Origin of the sequence: Solibacillus sp. CAU 1738 (assembly GCF_039888725.1) — a bacterium.
In the GTDB taxonomy this organism is placed as follows: Bacteria; Bacillota; Bacilli; order Bacillales_A; family Planococcaceae; genus Metasolibacillus.
Genome location: NZ_JBDQQN010000002.1, coordinates 787,496 through 805,776 on the forward strand (window position 1 = coordinate 787,496; position 18,281 = coordinate 805,776).

At 37.3% G+C, this 18,281-nt stretch carries 19 protein-coding genes and 1 other annotated feature; all 19 genes read right to left on the reverse strand.

The features are described from left to right. Positions 1-265: 265 nt before the first annotated feature. The 19 genes from ileS to mraY all read right to left on the reverse strand — a co-directional run bounded on the left by ileS (position 266) and on the right by mraY (position 18,219). On the reverse strand, positions 266-3,025 hold the full coding sequence (ileS, locus tag AAFN87_RS09120; protein ID WP_347790731.1) for an isoleucine--tRNA ligase: 2,760 nt from the start codon (positions 3,023-3,025) through the stop codon (positions 266-268). Positions 3,026-3,081: 56 nt separating this feature from the next. Then, positions 3,082-3,302 (reverse strand) — a binding site (T-box leader). A 61-nt stretch (positions 3,303-3,363) separates the two neighbouring features. Then, the gene (locus AAFN87_RS09125; RefSeq protein WP_347790732.1) at positions 3,364-3,897 is read right to left on the reverse strand and encodes a DivIVA domain-containing protein; all 534 of its coding nucleotides are present in this window, start codon (positions 3,895-3,897) and stop codon (positions 3,364-3,366) included. Positions 3,898-3,988: 91 nt separating this feature from the next. Continuing rightward, positions 3,989-4,777 (reverse strand): YlmH family RNA-binding protein, encoded by a 789-nt coding sequence (locus AAFN87_RS09130; RefSeq protein WP_347790733.1) that lies wholly within the window; start codon positions 4,775-4,777, stop codon positions 3,989-3,991. Between the two features lie 246 nt (positions 4,778-5,023). After that, positions 5,024-5,281, reverse strand: coding sequence for a YggT family protein (locus tag AAFN87_RS09135; RefSeq protein ID WP_347790734.1), 258 nt, complete (start codon positions 5,279-5,281; stop codon positions 5,024-5,026). A gap of 20 nt (positions 5,282-5,301) precedes the next feature. Next, a complete protein-coding gene (locus AAFN87_RS09140; protein ID WP_347790735.1) occupies positions 5,302-5,802 on the reverse strand; it encodes a cell division protein SepF in 501 nt (166 codons plus the stop codon). 16 nt (positions 5,803-5,818) lie between these two features. Then, positions 5,819-6,487 carry a YggS family pyridoxal phosphate-dependent enzyme gene (locus tag AAFN87_RS09145; RefSeq protein WP_347790736.1) on the reverse strand — a complete coding sequence of 223 codons (669 nt, stop codon included), beginning with the start codon at positions 6,485-6,487 and terminating at the stop codon, positions 5,819-5,821. A 179-nt stretch (positions 6,488-6,666) separates the two neighbouring features. Beyond that, positions 6,667-6,924, reverse strand: a complete 258-nt coding sequence (locus AAFN87_RS09150) for a YlmC/YmxH family sporulation protein (RefSeq protein ID WP_347790737.1) — start codon at positions 6,922-6,924, stop codon at positions 6,667-6,669. An 80-nt stretch (positions 6,925-7,004) separates the two neighbouring features. Beyond that, positions 7,005-7,775 (reverse strand): RNA polymerase sporulation sigma factor SigG, encoded by a 771-nt coding sequence (gene sigG, locus AAFN87_RS09155; protein WP_347790840.1) that lies wholly within the window; start codon positions 7,773-7,775, stop codon positions 7,005-7,007. 92 nt (positions 7,776-7,867) lie between these two features. Then, positions 7,868-8,575 carry an RNA polymerase sporulation sigma factor SigE gene (sigE, locus tag AAFN87_RS09160; protein ID WP_347790738.1) on the reverse strand — a complete coding sequence of 236 codons (708 nt, stop codon included), beginning with the start codon at positions 8,573-8,575 and terminating at the stop codon, positions 7,868-7,870. Beyond that, on the reverse strand, positions 8,576-9,415 hold the full coding sequence (locus AAFN87_RS09165; protein WP_347790739.1) for a sigma-E processing peptidase SpoIIGA: 840 nt from the start codon (positions 9,413-9,415) through the stop codon (positions 8,576-8,578). Positions 9,416-9,567: 152 nt separating this feature from the next. After that, entirely contained in the window at positions 9,568-10,710 is a 1,143-nt protein-coding gene (ftsZ, locus tag AAFN87_RS09170; protein ID WP_347790740.1) for a cell division protein FtsZ, read from the reverse strand. Positions 10,711-10,750: 40 nt separating this feature from the next. Next, complete coding sequence (gene ftsA / locus AAFN87_RS09175; protein WP_347790741.1) at positions 10,751-12,043, reverse strand: cell division protein FtsA; 1,293 nt, start codon at positions 12,041-12,043, stop codon at positions 10,751-10,753. Positions 12,044-12,132: 89 nt separating this feature from the next. Further along, entirely contained in the window at positions 12,133-12,510 is a 378-nt protein-coding gene (locus tag AAFN87_RS09180; protein WP_347790742.1) for a small basic family protein, read from the reverse strand. Between the two features lie 3 nt (positions 12,511-12,513). Further along, positions 12,514-13,236 carry a DUF881 domain-containing protein gene (locus tag AAFN87_RS09185; RefSeq protein ID WP_347790743.1) on the reverse strand — a complete coding sequence of 241 codons (723 nt, stop codon included), beginning with the start codon at positions 13,234-13,236 and terminating at the stop codon, positions 12,514-12,516. Positions 13,237-13,249: 13 nt separating this feature from the next. Continuing rightward, positions 13,250-13,978 carry a DUF881 domain-containing protein gene (locus tag AAFN87_RS09190; protein WP_347790744.1) on the reverse strand — a complete coding sequence of 243 codons (729 nt, stop codon included), beginning with the start codon at positions 13,976-13,978 and terminating at the stop codon, positions 13,250-13,252. Then, positions 13,956-14,780 carry a cell division protein FtsQ/DivIB gene (locus tag AAFN87_RS09195; protein WP_347790745.1) on the reverse strand — a complete coding sequence of 275 codons (825 nt, stop codon included), beginning with the start codon at positions 14,778-14,780 and terminating at the stop codon, positions 13,956-13,958. Before AAFN87_RS09195 ends, AAFN87_RS09190 begins: the two co-directional genes overlap by 23 nt. Before the next feature lie 5 nt (positions 14,781-14,785). After that, positions 14,786-15,868, reverse strand: coding sequence for a putative lipid II flippase FtsW (gene ftsW / locus AAFN87_RS09200; protein ID WP_347790841.1), 1,083 nt, complete (start codon positions 15,866-15,868; stop codon positions 14,786-14,788). 27 nt (positions 15,869-15,895) lie between these two features. After that, positions 15,896-17,248 carry a UDP-N-acetylmuramoyl-L-alanine--D-glutamate ligase gene (murD, locus tag AAFN87_RS09205; protein ID WP_347790746.1) on the reverse strand — a complete coding sequence of 451 codons (1,353 nt, stop codon included), beginning with the start codon at positions 17,246-17,248 and terminating at the stop codon, positions 15,896-15,898. Next, a complete protein-coding gene (gene mraY, locus AAFN87_RS09210; RefSeq protein WP_347790747.1) occupies positions 17,245-18,219 on the reverse strand; it encodes a phospho-N-acetylmuramoyl-pentapeptide-transferase in 975 nt (324 codons plus the stop codon). The genes murD and mraY overlap by 4 nt, the downstream gene beginning before the upstream one ends. Between the last annotated feature and the right edge of the window lie 62 nt (positions 18,220-18,281).

Below are 18,281 nucleotides of genomic sequence, written 5' to 3' on the forward strand. Positions count from 1 at the left end.
CCGATCAATGATGACATTTTTTAATCCTGGGATATGCATGTTAATATTCAAATAGCATAACTCACCTTTCCTTTACTTGTTTCTCGTCAATTCAAGTATATAAAAAAGAGTGAGCTTGTGCTTTTTTTGTACGAAATTGTGTGAATACCCCAACAATTATTATAAAATTTACAACTTGCGCGCACTACAAAAACAGGTGAAGAAAAACGTCTAGTTTTTCTTCACCTGTTTTATTTTAAAGATTTCCCTTGAGAGCTATATAAAATTATACATAGTACTTCTCTACAACGTCTGCACAACGCGCACAAAGCGTAGCATGTGCTTCGTTTGAGCCTACTGTTTCAGAAATTGTCCAGCAGCGTTCACATTTTTCACCGTCTGCTTTTTCAACAACGATTGCAGTTTTATCAAGTACTAAAGCAGTTGCTGGTGCAGCTTCTTTTGTTCCAGCTACTTCAAATGCTGAAACGATTGATAGTTGTGCAAAGTTAATGTTTGCATCATTTAACAATGCCGCTACTTCTGCATCTGCATAAACAGATAATTTCGCTTCTAATGATTTACCGATTACTTTTGCGTTACGCGCTTCTTCTAAAGCTTTTAATACTTCATCGCGTACTGCAATGATATTAGCCCATTTTGCACGTAATTCAGCAAAATTCGCTTGTTCGTTTACTTCTGGGAAGTCTGTTAATTGTACAGATACCTCATCTTGCTCTAAATACGACCACATTTCATCTGTTGTATGCGGTAAAATTGGCGTCAATACTTTTAATAATGTCATAAGTGTATCGTACATTACTGTTTGCATTGCACGGCGATCTTTATTATCAGTTCCTTCGATATACACAACATCTTTTGCGATATCTAAGTAGAATGATGATAATTCAACTGCTACGAAGTTATTCACAACTGTGTAGACAGTAGAGAATTCATAACGATCATACGCAGCACGCACTGTTTTTAAAACATCTTGTAAGCGCATATACATGTATTGATCCATTTCACGTAAGTCTTCATAAGCTACACGATCTGTTTCAGGATTAAAATCAGAAACGTTACCATGTAAGAAACGAAGCGTGTTACGGATTTTACGGTATGCTTCAGATACTTGTTTTAGCATATCCATTGAAATACGAACGTCACTTGTGTAGTCAACAGATGCAACCCATAAACGCAGAATATCGGCGCCATATTGGTCCATTACTTTTTGAGGAATAATAACATTCCCTAAAGATTTACTCATTTTACGTCCTTCACCATCAAGTACGAAGCCGTGAGTTAATAACCCTTTATACGGTGCATAACCGTTAATAGCTACAGATGTAATTAATGATGAGTTGAACCAGCCACGGTGTTGGTCAGAACCTTCTAAATAAAGATCAGCAGGATATTTCATGCCGCGCTCTACTAGCACACCTTGGTGAGATGAGCCCGAGTCAAACCAAACGTCCATAATATCGTTTTCTTTCGTAAATTCACCGTTTGGACTACCTGGATGCGTGAAGCCTTCAGGTAATAATTCTTTCGCTTCTTTTTGGAACCAAATATTTGAACCGTGCTCACGGAATAATTTCGAAATATGAGCGATTGTTTCTGGTGTAATAATATGCTCGCCGTTTTCAGCATAGAAAATTGGAATCGGTACACCCCATGCACGTTGACGAGAAATTACCCAGTCCCCACGGTCACGGATCATATTGTAAAGACGTGTTTCTCCCCACGCTGGAGTGAACTCTGTTGCACGAACTGCCTCAAGTAATTCATCACGGAACATTTCCACCGACGCAAACCATTGCGGAGTTGCACGATAAATTACTGGTTTTTTCGTACGCCAATCATGTGGATATGAGTGCGTGAAGAAGTTTAATTTTTCAAGTGCATCGACTTCTTTTAATTTTTCAGTAACAATTTTATTAGCATCATCATAGAAAATACCTTCAAAGCCAGGTGCTTCATCTGTATAGCAACCACGATTATCAACCGGAGAAAGTACTGGTAAGCCGTACGCTTTTCCAATGTTAAAGTCATCTTCCCCGTGACCAGGTGCTGTATGAACACATCCTGTACCCGCTTCAGCTGTTACGTGCTCCCCAACCATTACAAGTGAATCACGGTCATAGAATGGGTGTTGCGCCACGACACGGTCTAATGCTTCCCCTTTTACTTCTTGAATCACTTCATAGCTTTCCCACTCAAGTGCTGTTGCTACCGTTTCAAGCAGCTCTTTAGCGATGATAAATTTTTTCACGCCTACTGCTACTACTACATATGTGAATTCTGGATTTACTGAAATCCCTAAGTTTGCTGGTAAAGTCCAAGGCGTTGTTGTCCAAATGATGAATTTTGCATCAGCAGGTACAACACCTTTTGCATCTTTAATAGCGAAGCTTACATAAATGGAAGCAGATTTCACATCTTTATATTCAATTTCCGCTTCAGCAAGTGCTGATTCTGAAGATGGAGACCAATAAACTGGTTTTAAACCTTTATAAATATAGCCTTTTTCCGCCATTTTACCGAACACTTCAATTTGACGTGCTTCGAATTCAGGTTTTAACGTAATGTATGGATTTTCCCAATCGCCACGAACACCTAAACGACGGAATTGATTACGCTGATTGTCGATTTGCTCGTATGCGTATTCTTCACAAAGTTTACGGAACTGTGCAACAGACATTTCTTTACGTTTAACGCCTTTATTTGTTAGAGCTTGCTCGATTGGTAAACCGTGTGTATCCCAACCTGGAATATACGGTACATGGTAGCCAGTCATGGAACGGTGGCGATTAATCATATCTTTAATAACTTTGTTTAATGCGTGCCCAATATGGATATCTCCGTTTGCATATGGGGGGCCATCATGTAAAACAAAATGCGGACGGTCAGCTGTTCGCTCGTTTACTAATTTATTGATGTCCATAGCATTCCATTTTTCTTGCATTTTCGGTTCATTAGCCGGTAAATTTCCGCGCATTGGGAAATCAGTTTTCGGCATTAATAATGTATCTTTATACTCTACCATTTAAAATTGCCTCCTAAAATTTTGTTTAATGCAAAATAAAAAGCTTCTCATCCCAGGAAAGGGACGAGAAGCAATAACTCGTGGTACCACCCTAATTTGCACAAATGTGCCTCTTAGTACACTGTAACGTAGTGCAACACGAAATTACTTACTTTCAAATTCGTTCAGTAATTTAGCTCAGGAGTGATCTTCAGTATTAATTGATTAGTTCGAGCTCTCACTATCCTCGAATCGCTAAGCTACAATTAAAACTTACTGTCTCCGTCTTTGCTTCATATGCATATAAACTCTTGTGTATCAGTATATGAAAAGGATGAAAAACCGTCAAGTATTGTCAACTAGATAGTAGTCGATTTTTCTTCATCCATTTCTTGATTTGTATGATCTTGAATTTCTGTTAAACTCACATCATACTCCAAAAGGTGATCCCAGTCATCGGTATTTAATAAATCTAGCTGTGCTTCTACTAACATTTTAAAGCGATTTCGGAATACTTTTGATTGTTTTTTCAACTCATCAATTTCAATAGTGATTTTTCGTGCTTTCGTAAGCGCCTCGTTCACAATACGATCTGCATTTTTTTCAGCTTCTTTAACGATTAATTTCGCTTCTTTTTGCGAATTACGACGCACTTCATCCGCAGCTTCCTGTGCAACAACAATTGACTTTTGCAATGTTTCTTCTAAAGTATTGTAATGATTCATTTGCTGCGTCATTGTTTTGACCTTTTCTTCTAACTCTTTCTTTTCACGTAAAATGATTTCATAATCTTTAATAATTTGATCTAGAAATGCATTAACTTCATCCTCAGCATAGCCGCGGAAGCCACGCGTAAACTCTTTATTATGTATATCAAGAGGTGATAATGGCATTGCGTTACACTCCTTTATACTTTTATCTTAAAACTTATTATATAGCTTTGCTAAGTAATTAACATTATAAATCTTTAAAAAACATCAATATTTACGATTTTTGCTCTAATCGTCCTACTTGTAGACGAATTTTGTCCTTTTTCGTTCGTCCTTCCGTCATCATCACTTTCAATCTACCGAAACCACGCGCTGAAATAATATCACCTTCTTGTAACTCAAAGCTTACACCTTCTCTAATTGTCCAGTTAACTTTCACTCGCCCTGACGCAATTAAGTTTTGTGATTTTTGACGGGATATATTCAGTACGGTTGCTAGCACAACATCGAGACGCATTGAAGATACAGTATGTGATTGCTCTACCCATTCATCTTCTACTTCAATGAGTGCTGCAATATCACTAACTTCTTCAACATGTACTTTTATTTTGCCGATGCTCAATAAATTTGCACGAACATAATCAGCTACTTCACTCGCTACCGCAAATTGTACGACATTTTCTGCAACGCGTATGTCACCAAATTTACTACGCTCCATACCAAGTGATAACAATGCACCGAGTACATCTGGATGTTTTAATTGCACGAACTTTGAAGGGTAATTCACCTTTAATAGAGTAATTTGAAAATCATCTTTTAACGGTTCAAAATAGGCTGGTGAGATTATTATTCGTTCACGCTCTGCAAACTTAAACGCACCTTCTGCTACCATTTTCATATCGTTTGAATTACCGATAACAGCTGCAACGATAAAACGTTGACGTGGATCTAAAAAATCCGTTAATTTCGGAGCATAGCGGTCTTCCACTTCACGCTGCCACCCTACTACTTGCTCAATAAATGGTTGCTCATCTTTCCTAAAATGCTGGATTAAATGTTCCATAAAAGTCCCTCCTTCCATTTATATATTCCACAAATCCGCGTTTAATAAACAAAGAAACTATGTTATACGACTCTATTTTTGTTGTGTAGTGTACAATCACGCTAGCGCACGTGTTGTAAACCATTTTATGCGGTGGTTATTAATCTCAGTGGATAGCCACTCTTTAGCTGTCTCCTCTGGCCACTTATCATCTAGTGCTGAAATATCCACAACAAATAAAAGCCTCCTGTATAAGGAGGCTATCGACTATACAATATAGCTTACTACAATCATCAACCCTTGTTGAATAAAGCGAAGGGCGAAAATTGCAACAATCGGTGAAATATCAATCATGCCGATTGGCGGAATAAATTTACGGAAAAATCCTAAGTACGGTTCACATAATGTCGCTAAAAAACGGCCAATTGGCGAAGCTTGAGCTGCTGGAACCCACGACAGTAAAATGTAACCAATAATCAAAAATGTATATATTGTAAATACTTGATGAATAATATAAAAAATCATGTATACACCCTCACTAGTTCCTAAATATCTTCAATTAAGTAGTTTGAAATTTCTCCCGAAACTTCCACATTATCTGGTGTACATAAGAAAATGTCTGTACCAACACGTTGAATATCTCCACCTAATGCATAAACTGTACCACTTAAAAAATCAATAATACGCACGCCTTGATCTCGGTCGATACGTTGTAAATTCACAATTGTTGCGCGTTTATTTTTCAAATGCTCCGCAATATCTTGTGCTTCTGCGTACACTCTCGGCTCGATTAAAATAACTTTCGAACCTTTTTGAGATGTTGCCGCTTGAAGACTAACAACATTATTAGTATTCGGTACAGAGCCAATTTCATTTCTCATTTGTACGTTACGTTCTTTTTTCACACGATTGTTTACGACAGGTTTTAGTTGCTCTTGTTGTTTAGGTCGTTCATTTGATGCGGCTTGAGCAGGTGTTGATGCGACTGCCACTTCTTCCTCTTCCTCAAGATAGAAGAAATTTTTTATTTTGTTCTTCATACTCATCAATTATCCCTTCCTTTTAGCCAACAAGTGCTGTGCCAATCCTCACAAACGTAGCACCTTCCTCAACGGCTATTTCATAATCATTGGACATACCCATTGATAATTCCGTACAAGGTGCATATGGTAATTGCAATGCCACAACTTCCTGCTGCAAATTTTTTAAATTACGGAAAACATCTCGAATGACTTGCTCATTATCCGTATTAGGGGCCATCGTCATTAACCCGACTACTTCAATTTTCGTCATGTCTGCTAAACTTCTAATAAATGGAACAACTTCATCCTTAGCTAAACCGTGCTTTGATTCTTCACCAGATACATTTGCTTGTACGAAGCATTTAATTACACGATCTGCACGTTTTTCAATTTCTTCTGCTAGACTTAAACGATCTAATGAATGCAGAAAATCTAGTTGATGAATTACTTGTTTTACTTTTCGAGTTTGCAATGACCCAATAAAATGCCACTGCGCCTCGTGCTTTATCGCTTCACGCTTTGTCGTTATTCCTTCTGGACGGTTTTCTCCTAGATGTATTAACCCAGCTTCAATCGCTTCTTCTGTACGCTCTACATCTACTTCTTTAGTTACAGCAATTATTTGAACTGGCTTGCCTGCATGCGCTCGACTTTTTGCTCGTTCTATATTTGCTTGAATTTGTGCTAAATTTTCAGTAATCTTCGCCACTTTATTCCCAACTTTACAACATTAGTTTTTTTCATTGTATCAAGCTAAGCGTTATTTATCAATGAATAGCGAGACCTATTAATCGAAACTTCTATTCGAATTTAAGTTTTTTTGACCGACTAATAGTGAAGCACCTGCTTTTCAATACTCATTTTTATTATTAATTTGGTGGAAAATTATTATTGCCCATGAAATTGTGTTAATACAGAGCCTTTCACTAAAATGACATCTTTGCCTACTGTAAGTATATCTTCAATAGCTATTTTTCTAGTAGTTTCTTCCCCGTTTAATATATGATAAAATTTTTTCGGTTCTGAAACAACAAAACCTATAATCATCCCGCTTTTCTCACAAATTTCCGCATCTATAATATAACCTATAAAACGACCACTTCCTGCTTCAATTATTTCCTTTTGCTGCGCTACCGAAAATTTCATTTTAGTCCCCCTTTTTTAATAATCGGAATTTAAATAAAACTATCCCAAGAGTACGCCTTTGTACTTTTGGGATAGTCGCATTACATATAGTCTCGCTGCATTAATTCCATCGCACTTTTTTCAAGCCTCGAAATTTGCGCTTGTGAAATGCCGAGAGACTTCGCTATTTCTGTTTGTGTTTCGCCGTAATAAAAACGTTTTGCGACAATTAGTTGCTGGCGTTCATCTAATTTTTGCAAGCTGTCCTTCACCGATACATAGGCCACCCATTGATCTTCTGACACATCTCCTTTTAATTGGTCCATTAAATACATTGCATCGCCACCATCTGAATAAATAGGCTCTTGCAATGATACAGGATCTTGAATTGCATCAAGTGCGAACAGTACATCCTCAGGCTTCATTTCAATTAATTCTGCCAACTGTTCAATAGTTGGCTCATAAAGATGCGTTGCAATAAATTGTTCCTTCGCTTGCATCGCTTTATAAGCAATATCTCGCAATGACCGCGATACGCGCAGTGCATGATGATCGCGAAGATGTCTACGAATTTCACCAATTATCATTGGTACAGCATACGTTGAAAAACGTACATTATGCTTTAAATCAAAATGATCAACCGCTTTTAATAAACCTATACATCCTACTTGAAATAAATCATCTGCCTGCTCTCCTCTATATGAGAATCGCCCAACAATACTTAACACAAGACGTAAATTACTTATAACAAGTTCATCACGTACTTCTACTTCGCCTGCTTGTAACCTAATAAATAAAGCTTTCATTTCTTCATGTTTTAGTACAGGTAATTTCGATGTGTCTACTCCGCATAGTTCTACTTTTGTTCGCATCATTTCTTTTCCTCCGAACGTTTTATCTTTCGTTCAGTTTGTCCTCGAACAATGTAGGCTATGCGTGAAAAACTACGCCAAATTCATCCAACTTATGCAATCGGTTCATTTAAATATTCACGTAATTCTAAAATTATCTTCTTTTCTAAACGCGAAATATATGATTGTGAGATGCCTAAATGATCAGCTACTTCCTTTTGCGTCATTTCATCTTTGCCGTTTAAACCGAAGCGACATTCCATAATATATTTTTCACGCGGACTTAAACAATTAATTGCATTAAACATATGTTGACGCTCAATTTTCCGTTCAACATCATTTGTTATAATATGCTCCTCAGTTCCTAAAATATCGGACAATAATAATTCATTGCCATCTGCATCTGAATTTAATGGCTCATCAAACGATACTTCACCTTTCATACGGCTTGTTTTGCGCAAATGCATTAATATTTCATTTTCAATACAGCGCGAAGCATACGTCGCCAGTTTTATATTTTTTTCTTTATTAAATGTTTCAATTGCTTTTATTAATCCTATAGAACCGATACTAATTAAATCTTCAATCGGTGTACCCGTATTATCAAAACGCCTTGCGATGTATACTACTAGGCGTAAATTTCGTTCGATTAGTGTATCTCTTGCTGTTAAGTCTCCATTCATAAAGGCTTCAACGACAGTTAATTCTTCTTCTCGACTAAGTGGTACTGGCAATGAATCATGGCCTCCTATATAGTATGTTCCTTTGCGAAAGAACTTACTCCAAATGTTTTGTAAATATAATCTTAGCTTTTGAAACAATCATTGTCCCCCTTTATTATTTTGATTGGAAAGCGCTAAAACATGTAGCATCATATCGGCTTGTTGTGGAAAATGTGTATCATTTTTTGTTAGTACGACATAGTGCCCAGTAAGCTTCGTCTGATCGATTGCCCATTCAGTTAAACGAAATGCAGGCACAATTGCACGATGTTGGATTGTTGTAATCGGGATAAGGCGTATCATTGTTAACCATTCACGTGGAAACATGGAAAGATTATATGGCGACTTTGCATCCCAAGTAGTGAGTGCTTCGTCTATCGGGGCTGGTAATTTATCTTTAATAGCATTGTAAGAAATAAAATGAACAGGCTGCTGACTGATTGGCTCGGTGCACATATTGCCCGTATCGATAAAGCCGCGTAATTCAAGCTCGGTCTCTCCTAATCTGAGCTTGCATGTTACGACATAACGTGCCTGAATATTTTGTTGCCAAAAACTTCGCCATTTCATTTCTGCCCACTTCGAACAAAGAATGGCTAGCATGCTACAAAGTAAGATATAAAATAGTAAAGAGCGCCCTACTAATAAAGGTTGCACTGCCGTTAATAATCCACCTAAAAAGAATGTTGCTACAATTAATACGCCCGTTTGTTTAATTAGCATGTGAAAGCGAAATGAAAATGCTATACCGACTAGTAACAACGCACTTACTATACTTATAGCTATAGAGGCGTCAAAAACTGCACTTACTACACCACTACAAAACGCTGCACATAAAGCTCGCTTTTTTGTTACATGCACACCTGTTATTTCTTTTGTAAATAATACTAGTAAATAATTAAATAGTGTATTGACTATGATGAGCCATTCTCCAATCATGCTTCGCTTCCTCCTAGTAGTAGATTACCACTGCAAACATGTTAGAAAATGTCATTTCATTGTATTCATTTGAAAAATGTTTTAGACAAATACTTGCAGAAAAATAAAAAAATCGACGAAACTATTAATAGTTTCGTCGATTCCATTGTTGATTAGCCTCGGTTTTTACGATTACGTAAGAACGTTGGAATATCTAATGCATCATCTTGTTGATAATTTTGTGTTTGACGTGGCATCTCTTGTACGGATTCCTGACGCGTTGGTGCTTGCTGCTGTGTAGCTGCTGCTTGACGAGCACCTAAAGTCGGACGAGCTGCCGTTGGTGGACGTTGCGTTAATATATCATCCGAGAAGCCAGTTGCGATTACTGTTACGATAATTTCGTCATTTAAGTTTTCATTAATAACAGAACCGAAAATCATATTCACTTCTTCATCAGAAGCGGATGCAACGATATCTGCTGCTTCCTGTACTTCGAATAAACTTAAGTTTGTACCACCAGTAATATTCATAATAACACCTTTTGCACCATCAATTGAAGTTTCAAGTAATGGACTTGAGATTGCTTTTTTCGCTGCCTCTGTTGCACGGTTTTCACCTGCAGAGATCCCGATTCCCATAAGTGCAGAGCCTTTATCAGACATAATTGTTTTTACGTCCGCAAAGTCAAGGTTAATTAAACCTGGTGTTGCGATTAGATCTGAAATACCTTGTACACCTTGACGAAGTACATTATCCGCTTCACGGAATGCTTCTAACATCGGAGTTGATTTGTCTACGATTTGTAATAGCTTGTCATTTGGAATAACGATTAACGTATCAACCGCTTCTTTCATGCCGCTTATACCACCGATTGCTTGTGTTTGGCGTTTACGACCTTCAAATGTGAACGGACGTGTTACTACACCAACTGTTAATGCGCCTAAATCACGTGCGATTTGCGCTATTACAGGGGCAGCACCTGTACCAGTACCTCCGCCCATACCTGCCGTTACAAATACCATATCTGCACCGCGTAGAACTTCTTCAATTTGCTCACGGCTTTCCTCAGCAGCCTTTTTCCCTACTTCTGGGTTTGCACCTGCACCTAACCCACGTGTTAATTTACCACCAATTTGTAATTTATATTCAGCTTTTGATAGATTCAAAGCTTGTGAATCTGTATTTACTGCTATGAAATCTACACCTTGCACACCATGTTCAATCATGCGGTTTACAGCGTTATTACCGCCTCCACCTACACCAATTACTTTAATCACAGCAAGTTGATCGATACTTGTATCAAAATCTAACATTGTTTCTCCTCCTACTTCACTCGACTTTTATCGTAAGCTCTTATTCAAAGAATTTATTGAAAATATTTTTCGCTTTATCGATAACACTTACTTTATTGCTATTGTCTAAATGTTCTGCTTGATGCGATTGTTTTTTAGAAGGAGTTGGCTGAGCCGCTACAGCAACATAAGAGGATGCTTGTGTCCCTGGGCTCCTACCATAAAACTTATCATCTGAATGTGCATATCTAATTAATCCAACTGACGTTGTAAATGATGGATCACGTACACCAATATAATCTGGTGTATATATACGTACGCGAGTTTGCATTACTTGGCGAGCTAGTTGGGCAATTCCTTCTAATTGAGCCACACCACCTGTAATTACGACACCACCTGGTAGATCTCGTACACCTAAACGCGCTAATTCATCTAGAACAAGCTCAAACAATTCTTCTAAACGGACACCGATAATTTCAGAAATATAACGTTGGCTATATTGGTCTGTTGTATCTGTGCCAACAACAGGTACTTCAAACAACTCGTCATCCGAAGCATCATCATAGAAGGCATGTCCATACTGCTTTTTAATTTTTTCTGCTTGTTCTGTTGGTGTTTTTAAAACGATCGATAAATCTTTTGTAATATGATCTCCACCAACCGGAATCACGCCTGTATGCGTCAGTAAACCTTCTTCAAATACAGCGACTGTAGTCGAACCGCCACCGAGGTCAATAAATGCTGTTCCTTGGTTTTTTTCGTCTTCTGTTAAAGAAAAGTATCCTGCAGCTAAAGGTTGTAAATAAATTTCACGAATTTGTAACCCAGCACGCTCGACACAACGCAGAACATTATGTACTAATGTTTTGGATGTCGTAATCATTGTTGCATCCATTTCTAAACGAATACCAATCATGCCACGCGGGTCTTTGATTTCATCTAAATTATCGACAATAAATTGACGAGGTATTAAATTAACAAGTTCTCGTTCTGGTGGTATTGACATAACTTGCGCAGACTCAATTACGCGCTCTAAATCTTCATCACCAATTTCACGGTTCTCACTATTAACTGCAACGACACCTTTTACTGGTTGTAAAAATGTTTGATTTGCTGGTACACCGAGTACAACTTCTTCAATTTTTATTCCTGTCATTCTTTCAGCTTGATCTATTGCTTTTTTTATCGATTGTACAGTGGCATCAATATCTACAATGGCGCCTTTACGAATTCCGTTTGATTTAACGTGACCGACACCAATAACATGCAATTGTTGCTCGCTCATTTCGCCTATTAAAACTTTAACTGAGGATGAACCAATGTCTAAAGAAATATATATATCTTGATGACTCAACTCGCTGCACCTCCTTCAAATACTCTTAATGTTCATTCTATTGTAAATTCCCATTGTTGTCTAAGCAAAATCACATCTGTAATCAAATTTTAACGTGATTCTGCCGATTTTTCACTTGTTTTTATCCTTCTTTCTTCCAATTTAGTCAATAATATCCGACGAATGACCGCAATATTTTGGAACAAGCGTACTCCGAATGCAAAAATAGCAGCTAAATATAGGTCAACTCCTATATGTACACCGAGGAAGGCTAGTCCAGCTGCGAGTACAATATTAAAGAAAAAACCGGAAATAAACACTTTATCATCATATACTTGCTGCAATTGAGCTCGGATACCACCAAACATCGTATCAAGAGCAGCGAGTACAGCAATAGATAAATAATTTTCGTATATTGCTGGAATTTGAATATCGGTTAGAATACCTAGCCCTATACCTAATATTAATCCTAATAGTGGTAACCACATATTCTAATCCCCTTTATTTTTTTCGACCAAATACGTATTTGTTAAAGTAGTATTTGATTCTGCAATATTAATACGATTTTCAACCTCATTAATGTTTAGTTCTAAATTATCAAGATAAAACTCGTCCATAAATGATGAAGCAAGCAAATGGTTGTATAATTTTTTGGCTAATTCTATTGATGGCATTATTATTTTCACTTCAACATTCGAATTACTAATTGGTACGCTATTAATCGTTGTTCGCCCGTTAATATCGCGTATAGCAGTTGTATGTAGTAGTCGTTGTCCATCGATTTCTATATACTGCCCACTATGACGAAAAATATCATTAACTAAGCGAAACAGTAACTCTGGAGGAACAGCTTCTACTTGATAGCCGTAAAGCATAAGCTCCTGTGATGGTTTAATTGTCAAAGTTAATCCTGGTCCTTCGACAGGCAACAAACCTGCTTGACGTTGCAAATCATCGACTGTATCGCGTAATAATATTTCAGGATTATTAAATTCTGCATCTTCATATTTATTTACAACATCATTCAGTCCACGGATACTTGTTAATAGTTCCGAATGCCGTTTTTTCTCCTCCGAAAGTTCTTGGCGGATTTCCCATATATCACGTGTATCTCGCACATCAGCAGGATTTTTTACTGTATTGTATTGCACAGCAAGCATTAAACCGATGACAAATGATATAAGCGTAATATGCAAATATTTTCTTTTCGTCATATAAATCCCCCGACTAGCTTTCTTCAGTGATGGACGGCATTTGTATTTCATTGCTTTTTTCTAGAGTAACAAGAATCCGTTCATTAAGCAGTTGGTCAAATACCCCACCTGCAAGCTCTAACGAGGCGATTAATACATCTTGTTTACCGACCGCTTCTATGATAAACGGAGCAGGAAACTGCTTACCATCGACTGTAATAACCGGACCGTTACAACTTATGTACGAATTTGTCTTAAGTCGCTGTCCATTTATCGAAATCGCTTCTGCACCAGCAATTTTCAACTCTGTTAGCACTTTAAAAATATGGCTTTCGTGCACAATATAATCGTTTGGATTCGTTGAGCTAGGATCGTATTCCCCATCTGCTAAAGTTAGCTTTATTCCTTGACCTTGACCAGATATATATCCTAAGAGTAAACGCAAGCGCTCTGCCTCTTGAACTAACTCCTCATACTCGACTTCATTTGAAGTAAATTCCTTTTCATAATTACGAATTTTTTGCTGAAGGATATTAAGCTCGTCCGCTAATTCTTTATTACGTTCTTGCTGCTCAATTAGTTCCGCCCGATATACTTCTTGTTGCTGGTAATTCGTACCAGAAATGGGGTTAACTTGTTTTTTATCTTTAGAAAGATTGTATGAGTAACCTATAAAAAAGCCCGTGATGATACAAACGATTAACAGCACAAAATATTTACGCTGAAATATAGGAGTCTTTTTATTGTGCTGATCCTTCTTCATCTTGTCCCACTTCCTGTCCTTCTCCTGCTCCGTCAAATTTCATCGATGCATATTCATCTGAATAAGAGCGGTAATATGAACCGACCTCGATATCGATTATGCCTTTTTCATAGCCTTCCGTACTTTCAATTTGGGCTATAATTGACGGATAATAGTTTAACTTACTTGCAAGTGTTGTTATTTCTGCACGCACTTCGTAACCGTCATTCATAAATAACGTTATTGCAAAGGGATCTGTACTCGTAGGTGTTGCATTAATTTGCGAAATAAGAGCGAGTACCTCTTTATCGAGTTTTACTAATTCTTTCAACAAGCGCTTACGCAAATCCTCATCTTCAAATGACAAGAAAATCGGTGCATCTAGTGGTAGTAACTCACTTTGTTCTTCTAATATGACACCATTTTCTAGCATCGGGTAAAAATGATTATCCTTTGAGATATAAGCAACCTTTTGCCATTCTTCGATTTGAATAATTACTTTTGTTAGTAATTTCCGTTCGACTGTTGCTGATTTCACCCAATTATTTTCCATTAAAGCCGCTTCAACTTCATTTTTACGGAAGCCCCACATCGAATCGTCCTGCTTTAAACCAGACTGTTTTAAATAAAACAATTCACTTTCTATGACGCTTCCGTTCACTTCTATTTTTTTGATATTACTATACGGTGATTGGAAATATAGGAGTAAAAATAGGATGAACACGAACACAGTTGTTAAAACAATAAATTTAATATTCGTGCGCTTTCTACGCTTTTCCCTAAGAGTTGGTATACGATCTTCAATATCAATAATTTTTTCCATCTTTTTTACTCCCTCCTTCCACTATTGGCGACATTAATAATGAGCGCAACGGTTAACCATACGACTACAAGAGATGTACCACCATAACTAATGAACGGTAATGTAACACCTGTTACGGGCAGTAGTCCTATAACTACGCCAATGTTTAAGCAAGCTTGTATCGCAATCATAGACGTTAGCGCACAAATAATGTAAAACTGCTCTAAGCTATATGCCCTAACAGCTAGTGAATATCCGCTGTACAACAATACCGTAAATAGCAAAAGTACTCCTGCACCACCGATCAAGCCTATTTCCTCTAACAATATCGAAAAAATAAAATCATTTTGTGGCTCTGGTAAATATAAATACTTTTGACGACTTTGCAAAAAGCCGTGTCCGAACAATCCAGCTGGACCAATAGCAAGCAATGATTGTACTGCTTGGAACCCGCTCCCTAATGAATCCGCCCAGGGGTTTAAAAACGCTTCTATCCGTTTTAGTCGATATGGAGCGGATAAAATTAAATAGACTAAGCCACCCGCTCCTAATGCTAAGCATAATACATACAACTTAATCGGATATTTAGCAATAAATAATAGGACAAAACCTGTCACTATTAATATGAATACAGCACCAAAGTCAGGCTGTAACATAATGAGTGTAGCTGGTATAAATAAAATAATGAAATGCTCGAGCTTTACAACACGTTCATACGATTTCACTTTTGCTAAACGTATACTTAAGTACAATAGAGTCGTAATTTTTACGAGCTCTGCTGGCTGTAATGTTAGTGGACCGATACCTATCCAGCTTCTCGAGCCATTGCGCCAAATACCAATACCTGGTATTAATACTGCTACTAGCAGCACAAGTGAAATTACATATAGCCAAAACGCGTGTTTCTCTGTTATTGAAGGCCCTTTTACAACTACAAAAAATACAACACAGGCAAGTAAAAAATATACTAATTGTTTTATATAAAAAGGCGTTTGCCCTTCGTAATGCACCGAACTCCAATATGTACTGGCTGAATAGACAAAAACTATACCAACAACAGATAACATACAGGCGCAGAATACAAATAGCCTTTTATATTGATGCGTCAGCTAGGGCATCCTTTCTATTTTTAGTTGTTATACAAGCTTCAAAACACTGTCGATAAATAAGTCTCCTCGAATTTCGAAGCTATCATATTGGTCCCAGCTTGCACAGGCAGGTGATAATAACATGACGTCTCCTGCTACAGAAAGTTTTGCCGCATAAACGGTTGCATCTTCTACATTCGTTGCAGCAATTGTTTGCTCAATACCGCAAGATTTCGCAAAATCTATAAAGCGTAAACCTGTTTCACCGAATGCAACTACGGCCTTTACATTGCTCATAGAGTCGCGTAATTCTTCAAATGAATGGCCGCGATCTAAGCCCCCAGCAAGTAGCACTATCGGTTGTTTAAATGCTTCTAGTGCACTTTTTGTTGCTAAACAGTTTGTTGCTTTTGAATCGTTGTACACTTTAATACCTTTCCATTCACGGACAAACTGTGTTCTATGACGAACGCCAGTGAATGTAGCTAGTACTTCTTTAATCGCATCAAGTGGACAATTTATAAGTAAAGCAGCACCAACCGCACATAAAATATTTTCTAAATTATGTTTTCCAGGTAATGCAATATCAGCACGATTTAGAATGTACTCACCACGCCAATAGATTGCTGTATCATCTGCACTAATGCCTTGCTCCGTTTTGCCTTTTGTTGTGAATGGCACTTTTTGCGCATTCGATTTTGCTGCATAGCTACAAACGATTGGTTGATCTGCATTGTAAATGAAATAATCATTGTTATCTTGATTGCGCGTTACACTAAATTTCGCATCTGCGTAATTATCAAATGATCCGTGATAATCTAAATGTGCATCATATAAATTCGTTAAAATAGCGATGCGGGGTTTAAATGTACGTGTGCCCATTAATTGAAAACTAGATAGCTCTGTTACTATGACATTATCTACAGTTGCTTCCGCTGCGACACTACAAGCAACTGTTCCAATATTACCTGCGATTAAAGGTTGCTTCTTCCCTTTTTCAAGCATTTCATATACGAGAGTCGTTGTAGTTGTTTTACCGTTTGATCCTGTAATGCCTATAAAAGGTGCTTCACTAACTAAATATGCAAGTTCCATTTCTGTAATGACTGGTAATTCCCGCTTTAGAGCATCTGCAATAATTGGATTGCTATATGGAATACCAGGGTTTTTTACGACTAACTCAAATCCTTCGTCTAATAAATCTTCAGGATGACGACCGCAAATAACTGTAATTCCCTTTGATAGCAGGCTTTGTGCTTCAGAATTTGCATCAAATGGTTTAGCGTCATTTACCGTTACGAAAGCACCTAACTCGTGCAATAACTCTGCTGCTGCAACACCACTTTTCGCTAACCCTAATACTAAAACTTTTTTATGTTGTAACTCTTTATATTCGATCATACGAACGCCTCCAAAAATACTGCAATTAATGCGACAATTAAACCAGTAGACCAAAATACAAGCACTACTTTCCATTCTGACCAACCTGATAATTCGAAATGATGGTGAATTGGACTCATTTTAAAAATACGTTTTTTGCGTAATTTGAAGCTCCCTACTTGTAAAATAACAGACAATGTTTCAATAACGAATACTAAACCAACTAGTAATAATAATAATTCTGCCTTTACTAAAACCGAAATCATTGCCAATGCCCCACCAAGAGCAAGTGAGCCTGTATCTCCCATAAATACTTTTGCTGGATTGGCATTAAAAATTAAAAAGCCAAGTAATGCGCCAGTTACTGCAAAAGCAAATAATGCAATATCTGCTTGCTCATTAAAAAGCGCAATAACACCAAATGCAGCAAATGCGATTGAAGCAGTACCAGCTACTAATCCATCTAAACCATCCGTTAAGTTGACAGCGTTAGAGAATCCTACTAACCAGAAAATTAAAAATGCTACATAAAATAAACCGAAATCAAGATTTAAGTCCGTGAACGGAATTGTGATCGATGTATCGAATGTTCCTAAACGAAGCAGCATAAACGCTGCAATCGAAATAATAATTTGACCAATTAATTTTTGTAATGATGTTAAACCTAAGTTTCGTTTAAAAATTACTTTAATTCCATCATCTAAAAAGCCAATTACACCAAAACCTACTAAAACGAGTAATAAAACAACTGTTTGTGTTGTGAATAATTCGTAAATATTCCCAGCAATTACCGTCGTCGCAATTATTGATATTACAAAAAGAATACCTCCCATTGTCGGGGTACCAGCTTTTTTCATATGTGATTGCGGTCCTTCTTCACGAATACTTTGACCAAATTTCAGCCTTCGTAGCATAGGAATTCCAATAGGGGCTAAAATCACTGTTAGTACAAATGAAATTGCTAAAATGGTCATTGTTGTTGCAAGTGTCATGTTAAATCTCCTTTAATTCTTCTATCTAGATTGACATCCTTCATAATAATAGTTGTTTTATA

Excerpts from the sequence above, each read along its gene's own strand:
- ileS (WP_347790731.1), bottom strand. The coding sequence starts at position 3,025 with ATGGTAGAGTATAAAGATACATTATTAATGCCGAAAACTGATTTCCCA.
- AAFN87_RS09125 (WP_347790732.1), bottom strand. The coding sequence starts at position 3,897 with ATGCCATTATCACCTCTTGATATACATAATAAAGAGTTTACGCGTGGC.
- AAFN87_RS09130 (WP_347790733.1), bottom strand. The coding sequence starts at position 4,777 with ATGGAACATTTAATCCAGCATTTTAGGAAAGATGAGCAACCATTTATT.
- AAFN87_RS09135 (WP_347790734.1), bottom strand. The coding sequence starts at position 5,281 with ATGATTTTTTATATTATTCATCAAGTATTTACAATATATACATTTTTG.
- AAFN87_RS09140 (WP_347790735.1), bottom strand. The coding sequence starts at position 5,802 with ATGAGTATGAAGAACAAAATAAAAAATTTCTTCTATCTTGAGGAAGAG.
- AAFN87_RS09150 (WP_347790737.1), bottom strand. The coding sequence starts at position 6,924 with ATGAAATTTTCGGTAGCGCAGCAAAAGGAAATAATTGAAGCAGGAAGT.
- sigG (WP_347790840.1), bottom strand. The coding sequence starts at position 7,775 with ATGCGAACAAAAGTAGAACTATGCGGAGTAGACACATCGAAATTACCT.
- AAFN87_RS09165 (WP_347790739.1), bottom strand. The coding sequence starts at position 9,415 with ATGATTGGAGAATGGCTCATCATAGTCAATACACTATTTAATTATTTA.
- ftsZ (WP_347790740.1), bottom strand. The coding sequence starts at position 10,710 with ATGTTAGATTTTGATACAAGTATCGATCAACTTGCTGTGATTAAAGTA.
- AAFN87_RS09180 (WP_347790742.1), bottom strand. The coding sequence starts at position 12,510 with ATGTGGTTACCACTATTAGGATTAATATTAGGTATAGGGCTAGGTATT.
- AAFN87_RS09185 (WP_347790743.1), bottom strand. The coding sequence starts at position 13,236 with ATGACGAAAAGAAAATATTTGCATATTACGCTTATATCATTTGTCATC.
- AAFN87_RS09190 (WP_347790744.1), bottom strand. The coding sequence starts at position 13,978 with ATGAAGAAGGATCAGCACAATAAAAAGACTCCTATATTTCAGCGTAAA.
- AAFN87_RS09195 (WP_347790745.1), bottom strand. The coding sequence starts at position 14,780 with ATGGAAAAAATTATTGATATTGAAGATCGTATACCAACTCTTAGGGAA.
- murD (WP_347790746.1), bottom strand. The coding sequence starts at position 17,248 with ATGATCGAATATAAAGAGTTACAACATAAAAAAGTTTTAGTATTAGGG.
- mraY (WP_347790747.1), bottom strand. The coding sequence starts at position 18,219 with ATGACACTTGCAACAACAATGACCATTTTAGCAATTTCATTTGTACTA.